Origin of the sequence: Myxococcus llanfairpwllgwyngyllgogerychwyrndrobwllllantysiliogogogochensis, from assembly GCF_006636215.1 — a bacterium.
Lineage (GTDB): Bacteria > Myxococcota > Myxococcia > Myxococcales > Myxococcaceae > Myxococcus > Myxococcus llanfairpwllgwyngyllgogerychwyrndrobwllllantysiliogogogochensis.
Genome location: NZ_VIFM01000278.1, coordinates 1 through 14,173 on the forward strand (window position 1 = coordinate 1; position 14,173 = coordinate 14,173).

Below are 14,173 nucleotides of genomic sequence, written 5' to 3' on the forward strand. Positions count from 1 at the left end.
GCCGGGCGGGGCGGGCGAGGCTCGCCACGAGGAGCTCCACCTCCGCGCCGACCCTCCGGAGCACCAGCTCCAGGTGGGCCTCCGCCAGGGAAACCTGGGCCAGCCCACGCCCCCCTGTATGCAAGGAGGCCACGGCGCGCACCAAAGCGGGAACGACTTCTGCTAAGGACTCCTCCACCGCGCCGGACAGCAGGTCCACTCCATCCAGTTCCAGTGCGATGGAATCCAGCGGGGAGGCCGAGGGTTCGCGTTTCCAACGCTGTCCGATGCGTATGCGGGTCATCTTCGGTTCGTTGACAAGCCAGTTTACCGATGGCTAGCATCCGCCGCCCATACGGACCTACATTTTTGTAACCGTTCGGAATTCTTGGGGAATACTCGATGACATTTTACGAGGCCGCGCTCCGAATCCTGGAGAGCGAAGGTCGTCCCCTCCACTTCCTTGAAATCACCGAGAAGTCCATCCAACAAAGCCTGCTCTCCCACGTCGGCAAGACGCCTGAGGTGACGATGCTCTCGCGTCTCGCCGCCATGGCGCGTCGCACGAGGGACCGCAAGGTGATTGTGACCGCGAAGGACACCTTCGCGCTGGTGGATTGGTCGATTCCCGAGGATGTGGAGGCCCTGGCGCAGACTGGCGTAATCGAGCCGAATCCGGAAGAGGACTTGCCGCCGCTGCGTCCAGCGGAGCGGCATCCGGAGCCGCGCACGGACAATGTGCGTGCGGCGGGCAGAGGCAGCGAGCGCAAGCGCCGGAGGGATGAGGACGAGGAGCGGGGTGGAAAGCGCAAGCGCTTCCCGCCGCTGCCCGAGGTGGTGTTCGAAATCCTCAGCGACGCCGAAGCCGGGCTGCGCACGGAGGTCATCATCGAGCGCGCTCGGAGCAAGGAGCTGTGCGCCGAGGACCTCACGGTGGAGGCGGTGCTCACGGCGCTGTTGGAGGACAACCAGCGTCGCATCGACGCGGGTCGGCGTCCGCAGTACGCGTTCAACAAGGACTCCGGAGAGGTGACGCTGGAGCGCGCGGGTTCGCCGAGCGAGGCTCCGTCGCTGGAGCTGCAGGCCGCGTTCGCGCAGGCGCTGGGCATTCCCCTGGAGGCCGGGCGTCCGGTGCTGGCCCGTACGGCGGCCACGGCGGCGGCGGGAGAGCCGGTGGTCGACGCCGCGCTGCTCGCCACGCTGCGCACGTCGCTCAAGGATGCACGCCGTGCCGTGGCGCGCGGGCTGCGCAAGCGCCTGGGCGAAGCGGACGTGGGCACCTTCGAGAAGTCCGTGGTGAAGATGATGCACGGGCTGGGCTTCCGCGAGCTGAAGGTGGCCAAGCGCTCCAAGGAAGGCCCCCTGCTCACGGCGCGCAAGCGCGAGGGCAGCGTGGAGCTTCGCTACGCGGTGCGCATGCTGAAGGGCGCGCCCGCCATCGACCGCAAGTCGGTGCAGGAGCTGCGTCGCGACCTGAGCCACTACTCGGCGCAGGTGGGTCTGCTGGTGAGCGCGGGTGACGTGCGCGGGGATGCGCGCACGGAGGCCCAGGCCAGCGGCTCGCTGGTGATGTTGTGGTGTGGCGACGCGCTGGGTGAGAAGTTCCTGGAGGCCGAGACGGCCGTTACCATCACCCGGGTGGAGCTGTACGAGGTCGACGAGACCTTCTTCGAGGCCGCGAAGCTGGACGCCGAGGAGGCCCAGAAGCGCCGCGAGGAGCGTCAGCGCGAGAAGCAGACGCGCGACGACGAGTCCCCGGAGGTCGCCGCCGCCGCGTCGTCGGAGCGGCCGGAGCGTCCGCCCCGCGAGAAGCGTCGCCGGGAGCGCGAGCGAGACCGCGACAAGCAGCGCGAGGCCCGCCCGAGTGACGAGGTCGAGGTCTCCTCCGAGGGAGCCGAGGCACGCGGAGGCGGAGAGTCCGCCGCCGAGGGCCGTGAGAGCTTCCCCGCCGCGCCCGTGTCCCCGCCGCAGTCCACGGGGGCCGAGGACGAGGAGGGCGATGACGGGGATGACGACGAGGACGACGATCTCGAGGCCGCGAGCGCCTTCGTGGGTGCGCGTCCCGAGGGCGGAGCCGCGGAAGGCGGCGATGCCTCGCAGGGTGACCGCAAGCGCCGCCGCCGCCGTCGTCGGGGTCGCCGCGGCCGTGGCAATCGGGGCACCGAGGCGGGTGCCACGCCTACGGGCGAGGCCGGTGCCGCGCCTACGGGTGAGGCCGGTGCCGCGCCCCAGGGCGAAGCCGGGGCCGTCGCTCCGGGCGAGGCCGCGCCTACGGGCGAAGCCACCGCCGCGCCTCAGGGCGAGGCGGGAGCCGACACCCAGGGCGAGACCGTCGCCGCTCCGGCGCGGGTCTCCGAAGAGGAGGCTGTCGCCGCGCCCCAGGTTGGCGTCGAGTCCACGGAGGAGGGGCGCATTGCTCCCGCCGCCGAGGCCTCGCCCACGGAGTCTCATCGGGATGTTCCTCCGCCCCCGCCGGCCACCGAGTCGACGCAGGCGGGTGAGTCGCACGAGGTGCGAGAGGCCGCGCCTCTTCCGGCTCGGAGTCCGTCCGAAGGGGGAGAGGGCTGACACGGTTCGTCGCGGAGGGTGGGATTGGCCGGCACGGGCTGTCCCCGGGTGTTAGCCTGGGGGAGCGATGAAGCCGGCCTTGATGCTCGCCATCTGCGTCGTCCTCCTTGGCGCCTGCCGGTCGCAGGCGCCAAGCTACCCGGTGGCGCCGGTGGATGTGTCCGGCGCCACGGTGCGGGACAACGCCCTGCTGGGACTCGCGCCCGAGGGTGTCGCGACGTTGTTCACCCAGGCGTTGAGGTCCTCCCGTCGCTTCGAGCTGAAGGGCGAGGAGGGGCCCCGCGAGGTGCGTCCCTGGCGCCTGACGCTGGATGTCCCCTTCACGCGCGAGGTACTGAAGGACGGGGACCCTCGCAGCTACGCCGAGGTGGGCGCCAACCTCGTGCTGGAGCGCTTCGGCGGTGAGCTGCCGCAGCACTACGAAGTGGTGGGCCTGGGCGAGGCGCCGGTGCTGGAGGACTCTCCCTCCGGACGACAGGCCGCCATGCGCACCGCGCTGGAGTCCGTGCTGCGGCAGGTGACGGACTCGGCGGTGATGCAGCTGTCCGCGCTGGATCGCACCGATGAGGTGCTGGTGCAGGAGCTGCGCGCGGATGACACGCGCGTGCGCGAGTTCGCCCTGCGCACGCTGGCCGAGCGTCAGCACCCCGCCGCCGCGCCGCTGCTCATGGATCGGCTGAAGGAGTCCTCCGACGGGGACGTCCTGCGCAAGACGATTGGCGCGCTGGTGGAGATGAAGGCGCGCGTCGCCGTGCCGGCGCTGATTGACCTGGCGCGGGGGCGCGACAACGGCTTCGTGCAGGAGCTGGTCTTCGCCGTGGGGGAGATTGGTGGCCCCGAGGCGGAGGCGTACCTGTATACGGTGGCCCAGGGGCATGACGCGCCCGCCGTGCAAGCCGCGGCGCAGCAGGCCCTGGAGACACTCTACGCATCACGCAAGCACATCACCGCGGAGGCGCGTGGTCGGGACCACGCGGACTGACATCGAGATGACGCGTTCGTTCGGAGTGGGTGGCGCCGTCCTTCTGGCCGCCCTGGTGCTGGGGAGCGGCTGCTCCAAGCGGGTGGAGGCGGAGCCGGAGAAGCAGTCCGCGTCTGGCGACGTCTCGGACTACTACCCGCTCGCGGTGGGCAACCGGTGGACGTACCGGGTCAACGGTCGCGCCGACAAGCTCGTCACCGTGGAGATCCTCAAGCAGGAGGAGGGTTACTTCCACGACAACCAGGGTGGGCAGCTGGCCGTGGACGCCTATGGCCTGAGAGACCCCAAGCGCTACCTGCTGCGAGGGCCCCTGGAGACGGGCCACGCGTGGACGAACGTGGTGTCGGTGTCCTCCACGGAGCGCTACCAGATTGTCCAGGCTGGGGGCTCGTGTGACACGCCCGCGGGCAGCTTCCCGTCCTGCATCCAGGTGGAGGGGCGCAACCGGGTGGATGCCCAGGCCACGCTCATCAACACCATGACGTTCGCCCCAGGGGTGGGCATGGTGCTCCTGGAGACCGCGCTGGAGACGGCGAGCCAGCGCATCCCCCAGACGCGCCTGGAGCTGACGAAGTACGAACTGGAGGGCAGCCGTCCCTCTGGGGCGAGCACCCCGCCCGCCGGCTGACCGCCGGGCTGGTGAACAGGGAGGGGCAGGCGTTGGGGCGGGCGAGTTGAAAGCCCGTCCGCCGGTCCGTACCCTTGCGCCTCGTGCGAGGTGCCGCCGTGCCCGTGGAATCGACTGAGCAGACGCAAGAGGAACTCATCCTGGGGTTCCTCTCCGAGAGTGGTGACGACTACACCTCTGGCGAGGCCCTGTCGGGCAAGCTGGGCCTTTCCCGCACGGCCGTCTGGAAACGCGTGGAAGCCCTGCGCACCAAGGGCTACCGCATCGAGGCCATCCCCGCCCGGGGCTACCGGTTGGTGGAAGTGCCGGACCGACTCACCTCGTTGGAGGTGGCGCCGCTGCTGGAGACCCATGACCTGGGTCGTACCCTCCACCACCACGCGGTGCTGGGCTCCACCAACGAGGTGGCCTTCCGCCTGGCCCAGGACGGGGCCGAACACGGCGAGGTCGTCGTCGCCGAGCAGCAGACCTCGGGCAAGGGCCGCCGGGGACGGGTCTGGGTGTCCCCTCCGGGGCTCAACCTGTACTTCTCCGCCATCCTCCGCCCGGAGCTGCCGCCCCAGCGGGCCCCGGAGCTGACGCTGGTGGCCGCCGTGGCGCTGGCGGAGACGCTGCGCGAGGCCGGTACCGACGCCGCCATCAAGTGGCCCAACGACGTCCAGATTTCGGGGCGCAAGGTCGCGGGCATCCTCACCGAGCTGTCGGCCGAGCCGGAGCGGGTCCACTTCGTCATCGTCGGGGTGGGGGTCAACCTCAACTGCCAGGCCGAGCACTTCCCGGAGGAGCTGCGGGAGACGGCCACCTCGCTGTCTCTAGCTCGGGGAGAGCGGGTGAACCGCGCCCAGTTCGCCGCCCAGCTCTGGACGCGCATGGAGGAGTGGCTGGACCTCTATCTGGAGACGGGCTTCGACGCGGTGCGGACCCGCTGGAAGGAGCTGTCCTCCACCCTGGGGCAGGACGTGCTGGTTCGTACGGACCGCAACGAGCTGCGGGGCCTGGCGGTGGACATCGACCCGTCGGGGGCGCTGCTGGTGCGCACGGAGTCAGGGCAGGTGGAGCGCGTGCTGGCGGGGGACGTGGAGCAACTGCGGCCTCGGCAGTCGCCGCGCTCGAAGTAGGCGCGGGGCAAGGCGGTCCTCGACAAGTCACCTTCGGAGTAGAGTGCGGGCCGTGATTCTCCTGGCCATCGACGTGGGTAACACCAACACCGTCCTCGGCGTGTTCGACGGCCGCAAGCTGCTCGACCACTGGCGTGTGGAGACGAGCACCCGGCGCACCTCGGACGAGTACGGCATCCTGGTGCGCCAGCTCTTCTCCCACAGCGGCATCGACGCGACGAAGGTCGGCGCGGTGGCCGTGTCCAGCGTGGTGCCGCCGCTCCAGTTCAGCATGGAGAAGATGAGCGAGCGCTACTTCCGGATGCGGCCCATGTTCGTCGGGCCGGGCGTGAAGACGGGCATGCCCATCCTCTACGACAACCCCCGCGAGGTGGGCGCGGACCGCATCGTCAACGCGGTGGCCGCGTACGAGAAGCACCGCTCCGCCGTCATCGTCGTGGACTTCGGCACCGCCACGACGTTCGACGCGGTGTCGGCGCGGGGCGAGTACCTGGGCGGCTGCATCTGCCCCGGCATCAACATCTCCATGGAGGCCCTGTTCCAGAACGCCTCCAAGCTGCCGCGGGTGGAGTTCGCCCGGCCGCCGCACGTCATTGGCCGCAACACGGTGCACTCCATGCAGTCGGGCCTCGTGTACGGCTACGTCGGGCTGGTGGACGGCATCTGCGCGCGCATGCAGGCCGACCTGGGCCAGCCCGTGAAGGTCGTCGCCACCGGGGGCCTGGCTCCCCTGGTGGCCAGTGAATCCAAGGCCATCCACGAAGTGGACGAGCTCCTCACGCTCGAGGGCCTTCGCATCATCTACGGAAGGAACCACGCGACATGACCACCGCCGCCCCCAGCAACATCCCAGCACCGCCTCCGGGCTGCCCCTTCAACGCGGAGTTCATGCCGCCCAACCTGCGCAAGCACGTGGACCCGGCCGCGCCGGTGCCGCTGCGGATGATGGCCGCCAAGTCGCTGGTTCCGCTCAGCCCGTCGGACATGCTGGGCGCGTTGTTCATGCTGACGTTCGACCCGGACGAGGCCGTGCGGGAGATGGCGGCGAAGACGTCCGCGGGCCTTCCGGACCGGATTCTCGGCTCCGCGCTGCGCGACGAGGAGGTGCAGCCGCAGGTGCTGGGCTTCTTCCTGGGTCTCCTGAAGGAGAAGGCCGCCTACGCGGAGATGCTCATCCTCAACGCCAGCACGCCCGACGACGCCGTCGCGGTGGTGGCGCGCGACTGTGGCGCGAAGCTGGCGGAAATCATCGGCCAGAACCAGCTTCGCCTCCTTCGTCACGAGGACATCCTGCGAGGCCTCTGCTCCAACGCGCAGGCGCAGGTGTCGCTCATCGACAGCGTCTGTGACTTCGCGGTGCGCAGTGGCCTGGTGCTGGCGGACGTGCCGCAGATGAAGGCCGCGCGCGTGCGCCTGTTCGGCCCGGAGGCCGCCGAGGCCCCTCCGGACCCGGGCCCCACCGCGGATCAGCTCCTCCAGGAGATGGGGGGCGAGGTGGCGGACGAGAACGCCGCGCCGCTGGAGGAGGGCAAGCGGCTGACGCTGGCGCAGCGGCTGATGAAGATGTCCATCGCGGAGAAGATCAAGCTGGCGACGCTGGGCAACAAGGAAGCCCGCACGGCGCTCATCCGCGAGACGAACAAGCTGGTGGCCGTGGCCGTCGTCCGCAGCCCGCGCATCACCGACGGCGAGGTGCTGTCCTTCGCGGCCAACCGCGCGATGATGGATGACGTCCTGCGCGTCATCTACAACAACCGCGAGTGGACGAAGAACATGAAGGTGCGGCTGGCCCTGGTGAAGAACCCCAAGGTGCCGCTCACCGTCACCATGAAGTTCCTCAACTCGCTGCGCGACAACGAAATCAAGGACCTGAGCCGCGACAAGAACGTGCCCGCGGCGGTGCAGGCATTCGCCAAGAAGCTCTTGGAGAAGAAGACCACGCCCAAGAAGACCGAGGACAAGTAGGCGCGGGGTGGGGGAGCCTTCCAGACGGGAGGCTCGACCCCCGAGGTTCAACCGCCCCAGGAGGACCCGGGGCGTTCAGCTGCTTCAGGCCGCCGCTTCGTCGGCGTCGGCCACGGCGGAGGCGGGCTCCTCCAGGAGCTGCTGGGCGATGACGAGCGCCTTCTTCGTCTTCTCGCGCAGCTTCTCGTCGTTCTTGATGCGCGCGTAGAGCTTCGTCACGCGCTCCTCGTTGCGGACCGCGGTGGCCTCCAGCTCGGAGATGCGCTTGCGCAGCTCCTCCGCCTCGTCCGCCGCGCGGGTGCCCTGCTCGGACAGCTCCGACTGGGTCTGCTCCAGCTGGCCCCGCAGCTCCTCGGCCTCGCGCTGCGCCGTGTCCACCTGGGCGCGAAGGCCCTCGGCCTCCTCGTGCGCGGCCTGCACATCCGCCTCAAGCTGGCCGGTGCGGTTGCGCAGCTCTTCCAGCTCCGCGTTGAGTCCGGCGACCTGCGCGGCCTGCTGATCCAGCTCCTCCTGGACGGTGGCCAGCCTGGCGGTGGCGCCGCGCGCCTCGTCCTTGGAGGTGGCGAGCTGCTGGTCCACGCGCTTGCGCTCCGCGGCGAGCGTGTCCGCGCGCGTGGTGAGCGTCTTGATCTGCGCGTCGCGCCGGGCCATCTCCGACTCGGACGTGCTGGACTTCTGCTCCAGCTCCAGGTGCTGGTCCTTCAGCTCGACGATCTCCTGGTCCTTCTGGTTCAGCTCCGTCTTCAGGCGCAGGATTTCCTTGTCGCGCTTGTTGACGGCGTCGCGCAGGGCGAAGGTGTCCTTGTCGTTCTTCCCGACGGACGCGCGCGCGGTCTCCAGCTCGGTGGCCTTGCCTTCCAGCTCGGACTCCAGCTCGCGCACCCGGTCCTCGGCCTGCGCGGCCACGCCACGCGAGTCCTCGAGCGACGCCTGGAGCTCGGCGACCTTCGCGCGCAGGTTGCGCAGCTCGGCGGCGTCGGCGGCGGCGGGGACGGGCATGAAGCCCACCACCGTCTTCTCCGAGTCATCCAGCGCGTCCAGGGCGTCATCCGCGTCCGAGCCGAGCGAGTCCAGGGTGGAGAAGTCCTCCTCCACGCCCTCCACGACGGCGTCGGGAGGCGCCTCGACGGGCTCCTCCTCCACGAGCGCGGCGGGCTCCGGCTCGGGCGAGGACATGTCGTTGAAGGCCGCGTCCAGGTCCAGCTCCTCGCCGGCGACCGCGGGCTCCTCTTCGCCCGTGTCCACGGAGATCTCCTCGCCGAAGTCCGCCGTCATCGGCTCATCGCCGAGCGCGTCCAGGGTGAGGCTCTCGTCCACGACGTCCTCGGAGACGGGCAGCTCCGGGAAGCCAATCAGCGCGCCCACGCGGTCCGTGAGGAGCTGCGCGTCCACCGGCATGGCCACGTACTCGTCCGCGTGCGCCTTCAACTTGCGGTGCTGCGCGAAACCATCCGGGTTGCCGATGATGACAATGGGGACGTTCTTGAGGTCATCGTCCTTCTTCAGCTTGCCGCAGATGAGGTAGCCGTTCTGCCCGGCGGACAGCTCCACGGCCAGCACGACGAGGTCGGGCCGGTCCCGGCGAATCTGCTCCACGCTGCCCTTGCCGTCGGCGGTGTCGTCCACCGTGAAGCCCCGTCCTTCCAGGACGGGCCGCAGGGTGGCGGCGAGGGCGGTGTCGCTCTTTTCGACGATCAGGATTTTCTTGGACATGTAGGAACGGCCCGACCTGGGTGCGGCGCGCGCGGGCGCCACGAGTGACGGTGGCACGCGAGGAAAGAAGTGCCATCGAGGCTATCGGCCATGTCAGGGACCGTCAAATGTTCGGGCCGCACGGAATTCCGCTCGCCGGGCAGCCGGGCGGCCGCTTCCAGCGCGACTCACGTGAGGCGCTTCGAACACGAGGGGACGCCGCGCGCTTCTGCTCAGGGATACGAAGCGGGCTCGGCGGAGACGGCGGGACGGGAGCGCTGGGGCCGCGGGAGTGTTTGATACGAGTAATTCCCGTCAGCGGATTCGAGCGTCCGAGGCGTGCTCGCCACCGTGGTGCCGTGCTCGCGCTCATCCAGCATGCGGAGGATGTCGCGCTCGTCCATGTCGGTGACCATCTCGTAGACGATTTCGTGGTCCCGCCAGGTGACGATGTTGAAGCCCTGCGCGGAGTCGACTTCCACCGCGGGCAGCGCCTGGGGCCGGGGGCCGTCCTCGTCGGGGAGGACGAAGACGCCCAGCCGGCGCGTGGGCTCGCCGTCGTCGGGGAGCGTCTCGTAACTGATGTACGCGACTTCCCGGCCGTTGAGGATGGAGATGCGGCCACCCAGGGGCTTCGCCTTGGGGAGCTGGGGAAGGGCGACGCGCGCGTCCACCTTGCCCTTGAACCAGGTCTCCAACTGCTCGGGCGCGGACGAGGCGATTTCAAACGGAAGTCCGCGCGAGTGGCGCTTGATGATCTCTTCCCGGGCCTGCCGCTGCCGCTGCCCGGCTTGATACGTGGACCAGCCCCCCGTCACCGTCACCACCACCAGCGCGACGGCGCCCGCGCGCAACCAGACGCCGTACTGGGCGCGACGGTGTTCCTGGTGGAGCCCCCGGGCGATACCCGCGCGCAGGGAGTCCGGCGCGCGCATCTGCTTCACGGAGTGACGGGCGGCCCTGCGAAGGGCCAACTGCATGTTCCGCTCATCCTCGACGCGCCCCTGGCAAGCGGCGCACGTGGTGAGGTGGGATTCGAGGTCGACCCGCTCCTCCGGCTGAAATTCGCCGTCGAGATACGGGTACAGAAGCCGTTCGAGTTCCTGGCAGTTCATGGGCGCGCGGTAGGAACCTGTTTCTACCCCGTCTTCTTCCTTTGACGATACTCTTCGAGGTTCGCCGGCGTATCGGTGCCCTCGCCTTCGTGTCGGAAGACACCCTGGCCCACCGCGTACTCGCGCAGCGTCTTCTGCAGGAGCTTGCGGCCGCGGAACAGCCGGCTCATCACCGTGCCCACGGGGCACTCGAGAATCTCGGCGATCTCCTTGTAGGAGAACTCCTGCAGGTCCGCGAGGATGACCACCAGTCGGAAGTCGATGGGCAACGAGTCGATGGCGCGCAGCACGTCGTCCGACAGGAGCCTGTCGAAGAAGTACTGCTCCGGGTTGGCCGCGAAGTCCGTCGCGTCCCGGCTGACGAAGCGCTCATGGACCGCCTCGCGCTCCACGCCCTCCACCACCGTGCGCTCCTTCACCTTCCGCCGGTAGCGGTTGATGAACGTGTTGGTGAGGATCTTGAAGAGCCAGGCCTTGATGTTGGTGCCCCGCTCGAACTTGTCGAAGAACCGGTAGGCCCGCATGCAGGTGTCCTGAACCAGGTCCTCTGCATCCCTTTCGTTCTTCGTCAGGCGCAGGGCCGCCGAGTACAGCGGGTCCAGGTGGGCCAGCGCCAGTTCCTCGAATTCCTGCTTCGTCCGGTTGGGTTGTCTGAAATCCAACATGTCCCGCCTTCCAAAGGCCCGAAACAATTGGGGAATGAGTTGTCGCCTGCCCATCAATGTATGCATGGGAACAGAAGTCGCAACAACGGCTTCCCAGTCACACCCGCCCGTCCGGTCGCTTCGGGTACGCCAGACTCCGGACGGGGCACTTTATTCCCCACTTTCAATAACGAAGGGGAGACGGGATGTCGCCATCCGCGCCTCCCCTCCGGGTGGGGCCCTGTCTGTCAGGCCGCCCTACAGGCTACTTGCCGCTGAGCGCGTCCAGGATGGGGCGGTAGTCGTACCCCAGGTCCTTGGCGACGGCCTCGTAGGTGACGTGGCCATTGTAGGTGTTCATCGCACGCGCGAGGGCGCGGTCGGCCTTCACGGCCTCCACCAGGCCCAGGTCGGCGATCTTCCGCGAGTAGGGGCGGGTGGTGTTGGTGAGGGCGTAGGTGGACGTCTGGGGCACCGCGCCGGGCATGTTGGCGACGCAGTAGTGGACGACGCCGTGCACGACGAACGTGGGGTTGTCGTGGGTGGTGGGCTTGCACGTTTCAATGCAGCCGCCCTGGTCCACGGCGACGTCGACGACGACCGCGCCCGGGGTCATCTCGGAGATGAGGGCCTCGGAGACGAGCTTGGGGGCCTTGCCGCCGGGGATGAGGACCGCGCCAACGACGAGGTCCGCCTCGCGCACGGACGTCGCGATGCTCTCCGTGTCGGAGGCCAGCACGCTGACGCGGCCGAGGAACACGTCATCCAGGTAGGTGAGGCGCTCCAGGTTGACGTCGAGGATGGTGACCTCGGCGCCCATGCCCACCGCCACCTTGGCGGCGCACAGACCGACGACGCCACCGCCGATGATGGTGACGCGACCGCGGCGCACGCCGGGCACGCCGCCCAACAGGATGCCCTTGCCGCCGTGGGCCTTCTCCAGCGAGGCCGCGCCGACCTGGATGGCCATCTTTCCGGCCACCTCGCTCATGGGCTTGAGCAGCGGCAGGCTGCCGTCATCCAGCTGCAGCGTCTCGTACGCGACGGCCGCCGCCTTCTTCTTCACCAGCGTCTTGGTCAGCTCCGGGTCCACGCCGGCCAGGTGGAAGTACGTGTAGATGATCTGCCCGGGCTGAATGCGCTCGTACTCCGGCGCGATGGGCTCCTTCACCTTGACGATCATCTCCGCGCGCTTCCACACCTCATCCGCGCTGGCGATGAGCTGCGCGCCGACGCGCTGGTACTCCGAGTCGGGGATGCCTGAGCCGACGCCGGCGTTCGTTTCGACCAACACCGTGTGGCCCGCGCTCGTGAGCGCGCGCACGCCCGCAGGCACCATGCCGACGCGGTACTCACGGGTTTTGATCTCCTTGGGAACTCCGACGATCACGACTGCCTCCGAAAGGGACTGAAAAAGCGCGCGGACCCTAACGAGCCCTCCCGAGGGAATCAAGGCATCCGCCGAAGCCGGACACATGTCACTGGTGAGCCTTTGTTACCTCGGAGGGATGACGCGTGGCGTTGAATGCAACGCGTCTCATCGCGCTTCGACGTCGAAAGAGATGGGGGGCTGGTGGTAGTTAGCGTGGCATGACGTCCGCGCCCAAGCTGCTGTTCGCCGACCCCAAGGGGAAGGTGATGGAGCACCCCTACCTGCTGGCCACGCTGCGCAGCGGCGAGGAACTCGTTCCTCCGCAGGACAAGCCCATCCCCCTTCCGTCCGCCGGGCGGCTGGTCCACCTGCCGGGCAGGCTCCCCGTGGGCCAGGACCCCCGGACGGGGGAGCTGGAGCTGGTGAGGGAGATCAACGTGGGCGGCAAGACCTTCACCCCCAACGCGGTGGGCGCGCTCCTGCCGCCGGGTTACACGCGCACGTTCTTGCCGGGCGAGGTGAAGGGCAACGGGCCGGTGCTGCCGCAGTGGGCCTATACGGCGGCGGCGTGGGGCAAGGACGGACCGGTGGCGTGGGCCATCCACACGGACCGCCGCTCGCATTGGGATCCGGAGCGCTACTCGACGCCGGACATGAAGGCGCTGGTGGACAAGCACCTGGCGCGCTTCCCGGACAACCGAGTGCTCAAGCAGCTGAAGACGTGCGCGATGTTGTACCGGTGCTTCACGTCGCAGAACACCTTCTACGTCCGCGACGAGGCGGCCATCCCCGCGTCTGTCATGTGCAACGCGCGCTGCGTGGGCTGCATCTCCGACCAGCCGGCGGGCGGCCCGCCCGCGTCGCACGAGCGGATGGATGACGGCCCCACCGCCGAGGAGATGGGCGCCATTGGCCTGTTCCATCTGGAGAACGCGCCCGGCCGCACCATGGTGAGCTTTGGCCAGGGCTGCGAGGGCGAGCCACTCACGCGCTGGAAGCAGATCGCGGAGTCCATCCGCTACATGCGCGCGCGCACGGACAAGGGCTCCATCAACATCAACACCAACGCGAGCCTCACGAGCGGCCTGGAGGCCCTGCTCGACGCGGGCCTGGACGCGGTGCGCGTGTCGCTCAACGCGGCGTCGAAGGGGCTGTACGAGGCCTATTACAAGCCGGTGAAGTACGGCTGGGAGGACGTCGAGGCGTCGATTGCCCTCGCTCGCGAGCGCGGCGCGTACCTGGCGCTCAACCTGCTCCTGTTCCCCGGCGTCACCGACCGCGAGGGCGAGGTGAAGGCCCTGGAGCGACTGGTGAAGAAGTACAAGGTGGACCAGGTGCAGACGCGCTCGCTGGCCATCGACCCGCTCCAGTACCTGGATGCGGCGCGGGACGTGGGCGCGGGCGGAGAGCCGGTGGGCATCCGCGAACTGCTCCAGCGCCTGAAGGCGGCACGGCCGGGGCTCATCATCGGCAACTTCGCGCGCGGGCTGGAAGAGCGGGAGAACGCCGCGGGACGGTGAAGCCTGGAACTCGCCGAACGGGACGGGCCCGCGTGAGGCGGGCCCGTGTGTCTCCTGGCGGGCTTCGTCGAGAACGGACGCGCGCGGGCCGGGTGGGGCCCTCGCGTCGGCTACTCGCCGCCGCCAGGCGGCATCAGCTCCTTGGCGACCAGGTTCCCCATGACGGCATCCTTGGGGATGTAGCCATCGGCGCCGGCCTCACGACAGATGCGCTGGAGCTCCTCGACGTTTTCGCCGGAGCACAAGAGCACCTTGATGCCCTTGAAGAGGCTGTTGCTCTTGATGAAGCGGCAGAACTGCTCGCCGTTCACGTTGGGCATCCGCACGTCCAGCAGCACCAGGTCCGGACGCGTCTGCTTCTTGAGGATGATCTTCGTGGCCTTGTCGGCGGTGTCCGCGACATGGACCTCGAAGCCCTTCGCGACCAGATCCGCCTCGATGATTCGGGCGGTCATCTCGCTGTCGTCGACAATGAGGATGCGCGGCTTGCGCCCACCGGTGCTGGGGGCGGCCTTGAGCCCCGTCGAGGCGACAGGGGCGGCGGCTGGGGTGGCTGCCTGGGGGGCCTCCGACGTGGCCGAGGCCGGGGG

Annotated in this window: 12 protein-coding genes and 1 pseudogene; 7 read left to right on the forward strand and 6 right to left on the reverse strand. The window is 69.1% G+C overall.

Going from position 1 to position 14,173, the window contains the following annotated elements:
* A pseudogene (locus FJV41_RS41010) lies at positions 1-283 on the reverse strand (outer membrane protein assembly factor BamB family protein); the annotation flags it as partial.
* 98 nt (positions 284-381) lie between these two features.
* Between FJV41_RS41010 and FJV41_RS41015 the strand changes: the two are divergent.
* The 6 genes from FJV41_RS41015 to FJV41_RS41040 all read left to right on the forward strand — a co-directional run bounded on the left by FJV41_RS41015 (position 382) and on the right by FJV41_RS41040 (position 7,240).
* A complete protein-coding gene (locus FJV41_RS41015) occupies positions 382-2,547 on the forward strand; it encodes an HTH domain-containing protein (protein WP_246137733.1) in 2,166 nt (721 codons plus the stop codon).
* A 67-nt stretch (positions 2,548-2,614) separates the two neighbouring features.
* The gene (locus FJV41_RS41020) at positions 2,615-3,529 is read left to right on the forward strand and encodes a HEAT repeat domain-containing protein (protein WP_141648073.1); all 915 of its coding nucleotides are present in this window, start codon (positions 2,615-2,617) and stop codon (positions 3,527-3,529) included.
* Positions 3,507-4,157: a hypothetical protein gene (locus tag FJV41_RS41025; RefSeq protein WP_438616779.1), complete on the forward strand. Its 651-nt coding sequence runs from the start codon at positions 3,507-3,509 to the stop codon at positions 4,155-4,157. The genes FJV41_RS41020 and FJV41_RS41025 overlap by 23 nt, the downstream gene beginning before the upstream one ends.
* 98 nt (positions 4,158-4,255) lie before the next feature.
* Positions 4,256-5,275 carry a biotin--[acetyl-CoA-carboxylase] ligase gene (locus tag FJV41_RS41030; protein ID WP_174456662.1) on the forward strand — a complete coding sequence of 340 codons (1,020 nt, stop codon included), beginning with the start codon at positions 4,256-4,258 and terminating at the stop codon, positions 5,273-5,275.
* Positions 5,276-5,330: 55 nt separating this feature from the next.
* On the forward strand, positions 5,331-6,101 hold the full coding sequence (locus FJV41_RS41035; RefSeq protein ID WP_141648083.1) for a type III pantothenate kinase: 771 nt from the start codon (positions 5,331-5,333) through the stop codon (positions 6,099-6,101).
* Entirely contained in the window at positions 6,098-7,240 is a 1,143-nt protein-coding gene (locus FJV41_RS41040; RefSeq protein WP_141648076.1) for a hypothetical protein, read from the forward strand. The genes FJV41_RS41035 and FJV41_RS41040 overlap by 4 nt, the downstream gene beginning before the upstream one ends.
* An 84-nt stretch (positions 7,241-7,324) precedes the next feature.
* Here FJV41_RS41040 and FJV41_RS41045 read toward each other — a convergent pair whose 3' ends face one another.
* The 4 genes from FJV41_RS41045 to ald form a co-directional block, all read right to left on the reverse strand.
* Positions 7,325-8,953 (reverse strand): response regulator, encoded by a 1,629-nt coding sequence (locus FJV41_RS41045; protein WP_141648077.1) that lies wholly within the window; start codon positions 8,951-8,953, stop codon positions 7,325-7,327.
* Between the two features lie 212 nt (positions 8,954-9,165).
* Positions 9,166-10,047 carry an anti-sigma factor family protein gene (locus FJV41_RS41050; RefSeq protein WP_141648078.1) on the reverse strand — a complete coding sequence of 294 codons (882 nt, stop codon included), beginning with the start codon at positions 10,045-10,047 and terminating at the stop codon, positions 9,166-9,168.
* Between the two features lie 23 nt (positions 10,048-10,070).
* Complete coding sequence (locus FJV41_RS41055) at positions 10,071-10,712, reverse strand: sigma-70 family RNA polymerase sigma factor (protein WP_141648079.1); 642 nt, start codon at positions 10,710-10,712, stop codon at positions 10,071-10,073.
* Positions 10,713-10,956: 244 nt separating this feature from the next.
* Positions 10,957-12,081: an alanine dehydrogenase gene (ald, locus tag FJV41_RS41060; RefSeq protein WP_141648080.1), complete on the reverse strand. Its 1,125-nt coding sequence runs from the start codon at positions 12,079-12,081 to the stop codon at positions 10,957-10,959.
* Positions 12,082-12,281: 200 nt separating this feature from the next.
* Here ald and FJV41_RS41065 point away from each other — a divergent pair, with 200 nt between their 5' ends.
* Positions 12,282-13,583: a radical SAM family protein gene (locus FJV41_RS41065; protein ID WP_141648081.1), complete on the forward strand. Its 1,302-nt coding sequence runs from the start codon at positions 12,282-12,284 to the stop codon at positions 13,581-13,583.
* Between the two features lie 110 nt (positions 13,584-13,693).
* Here the strand turns inward: FJV41_RS41065 and FJV41_RS41070 are convergent.
* Positions 13,694-14,173: response regulator (locus tag FJV41_RS41070; protein ID WP_141648082.1), on the reverse strand; the 480-nt coding region annotated here is incomplete at its 5' end.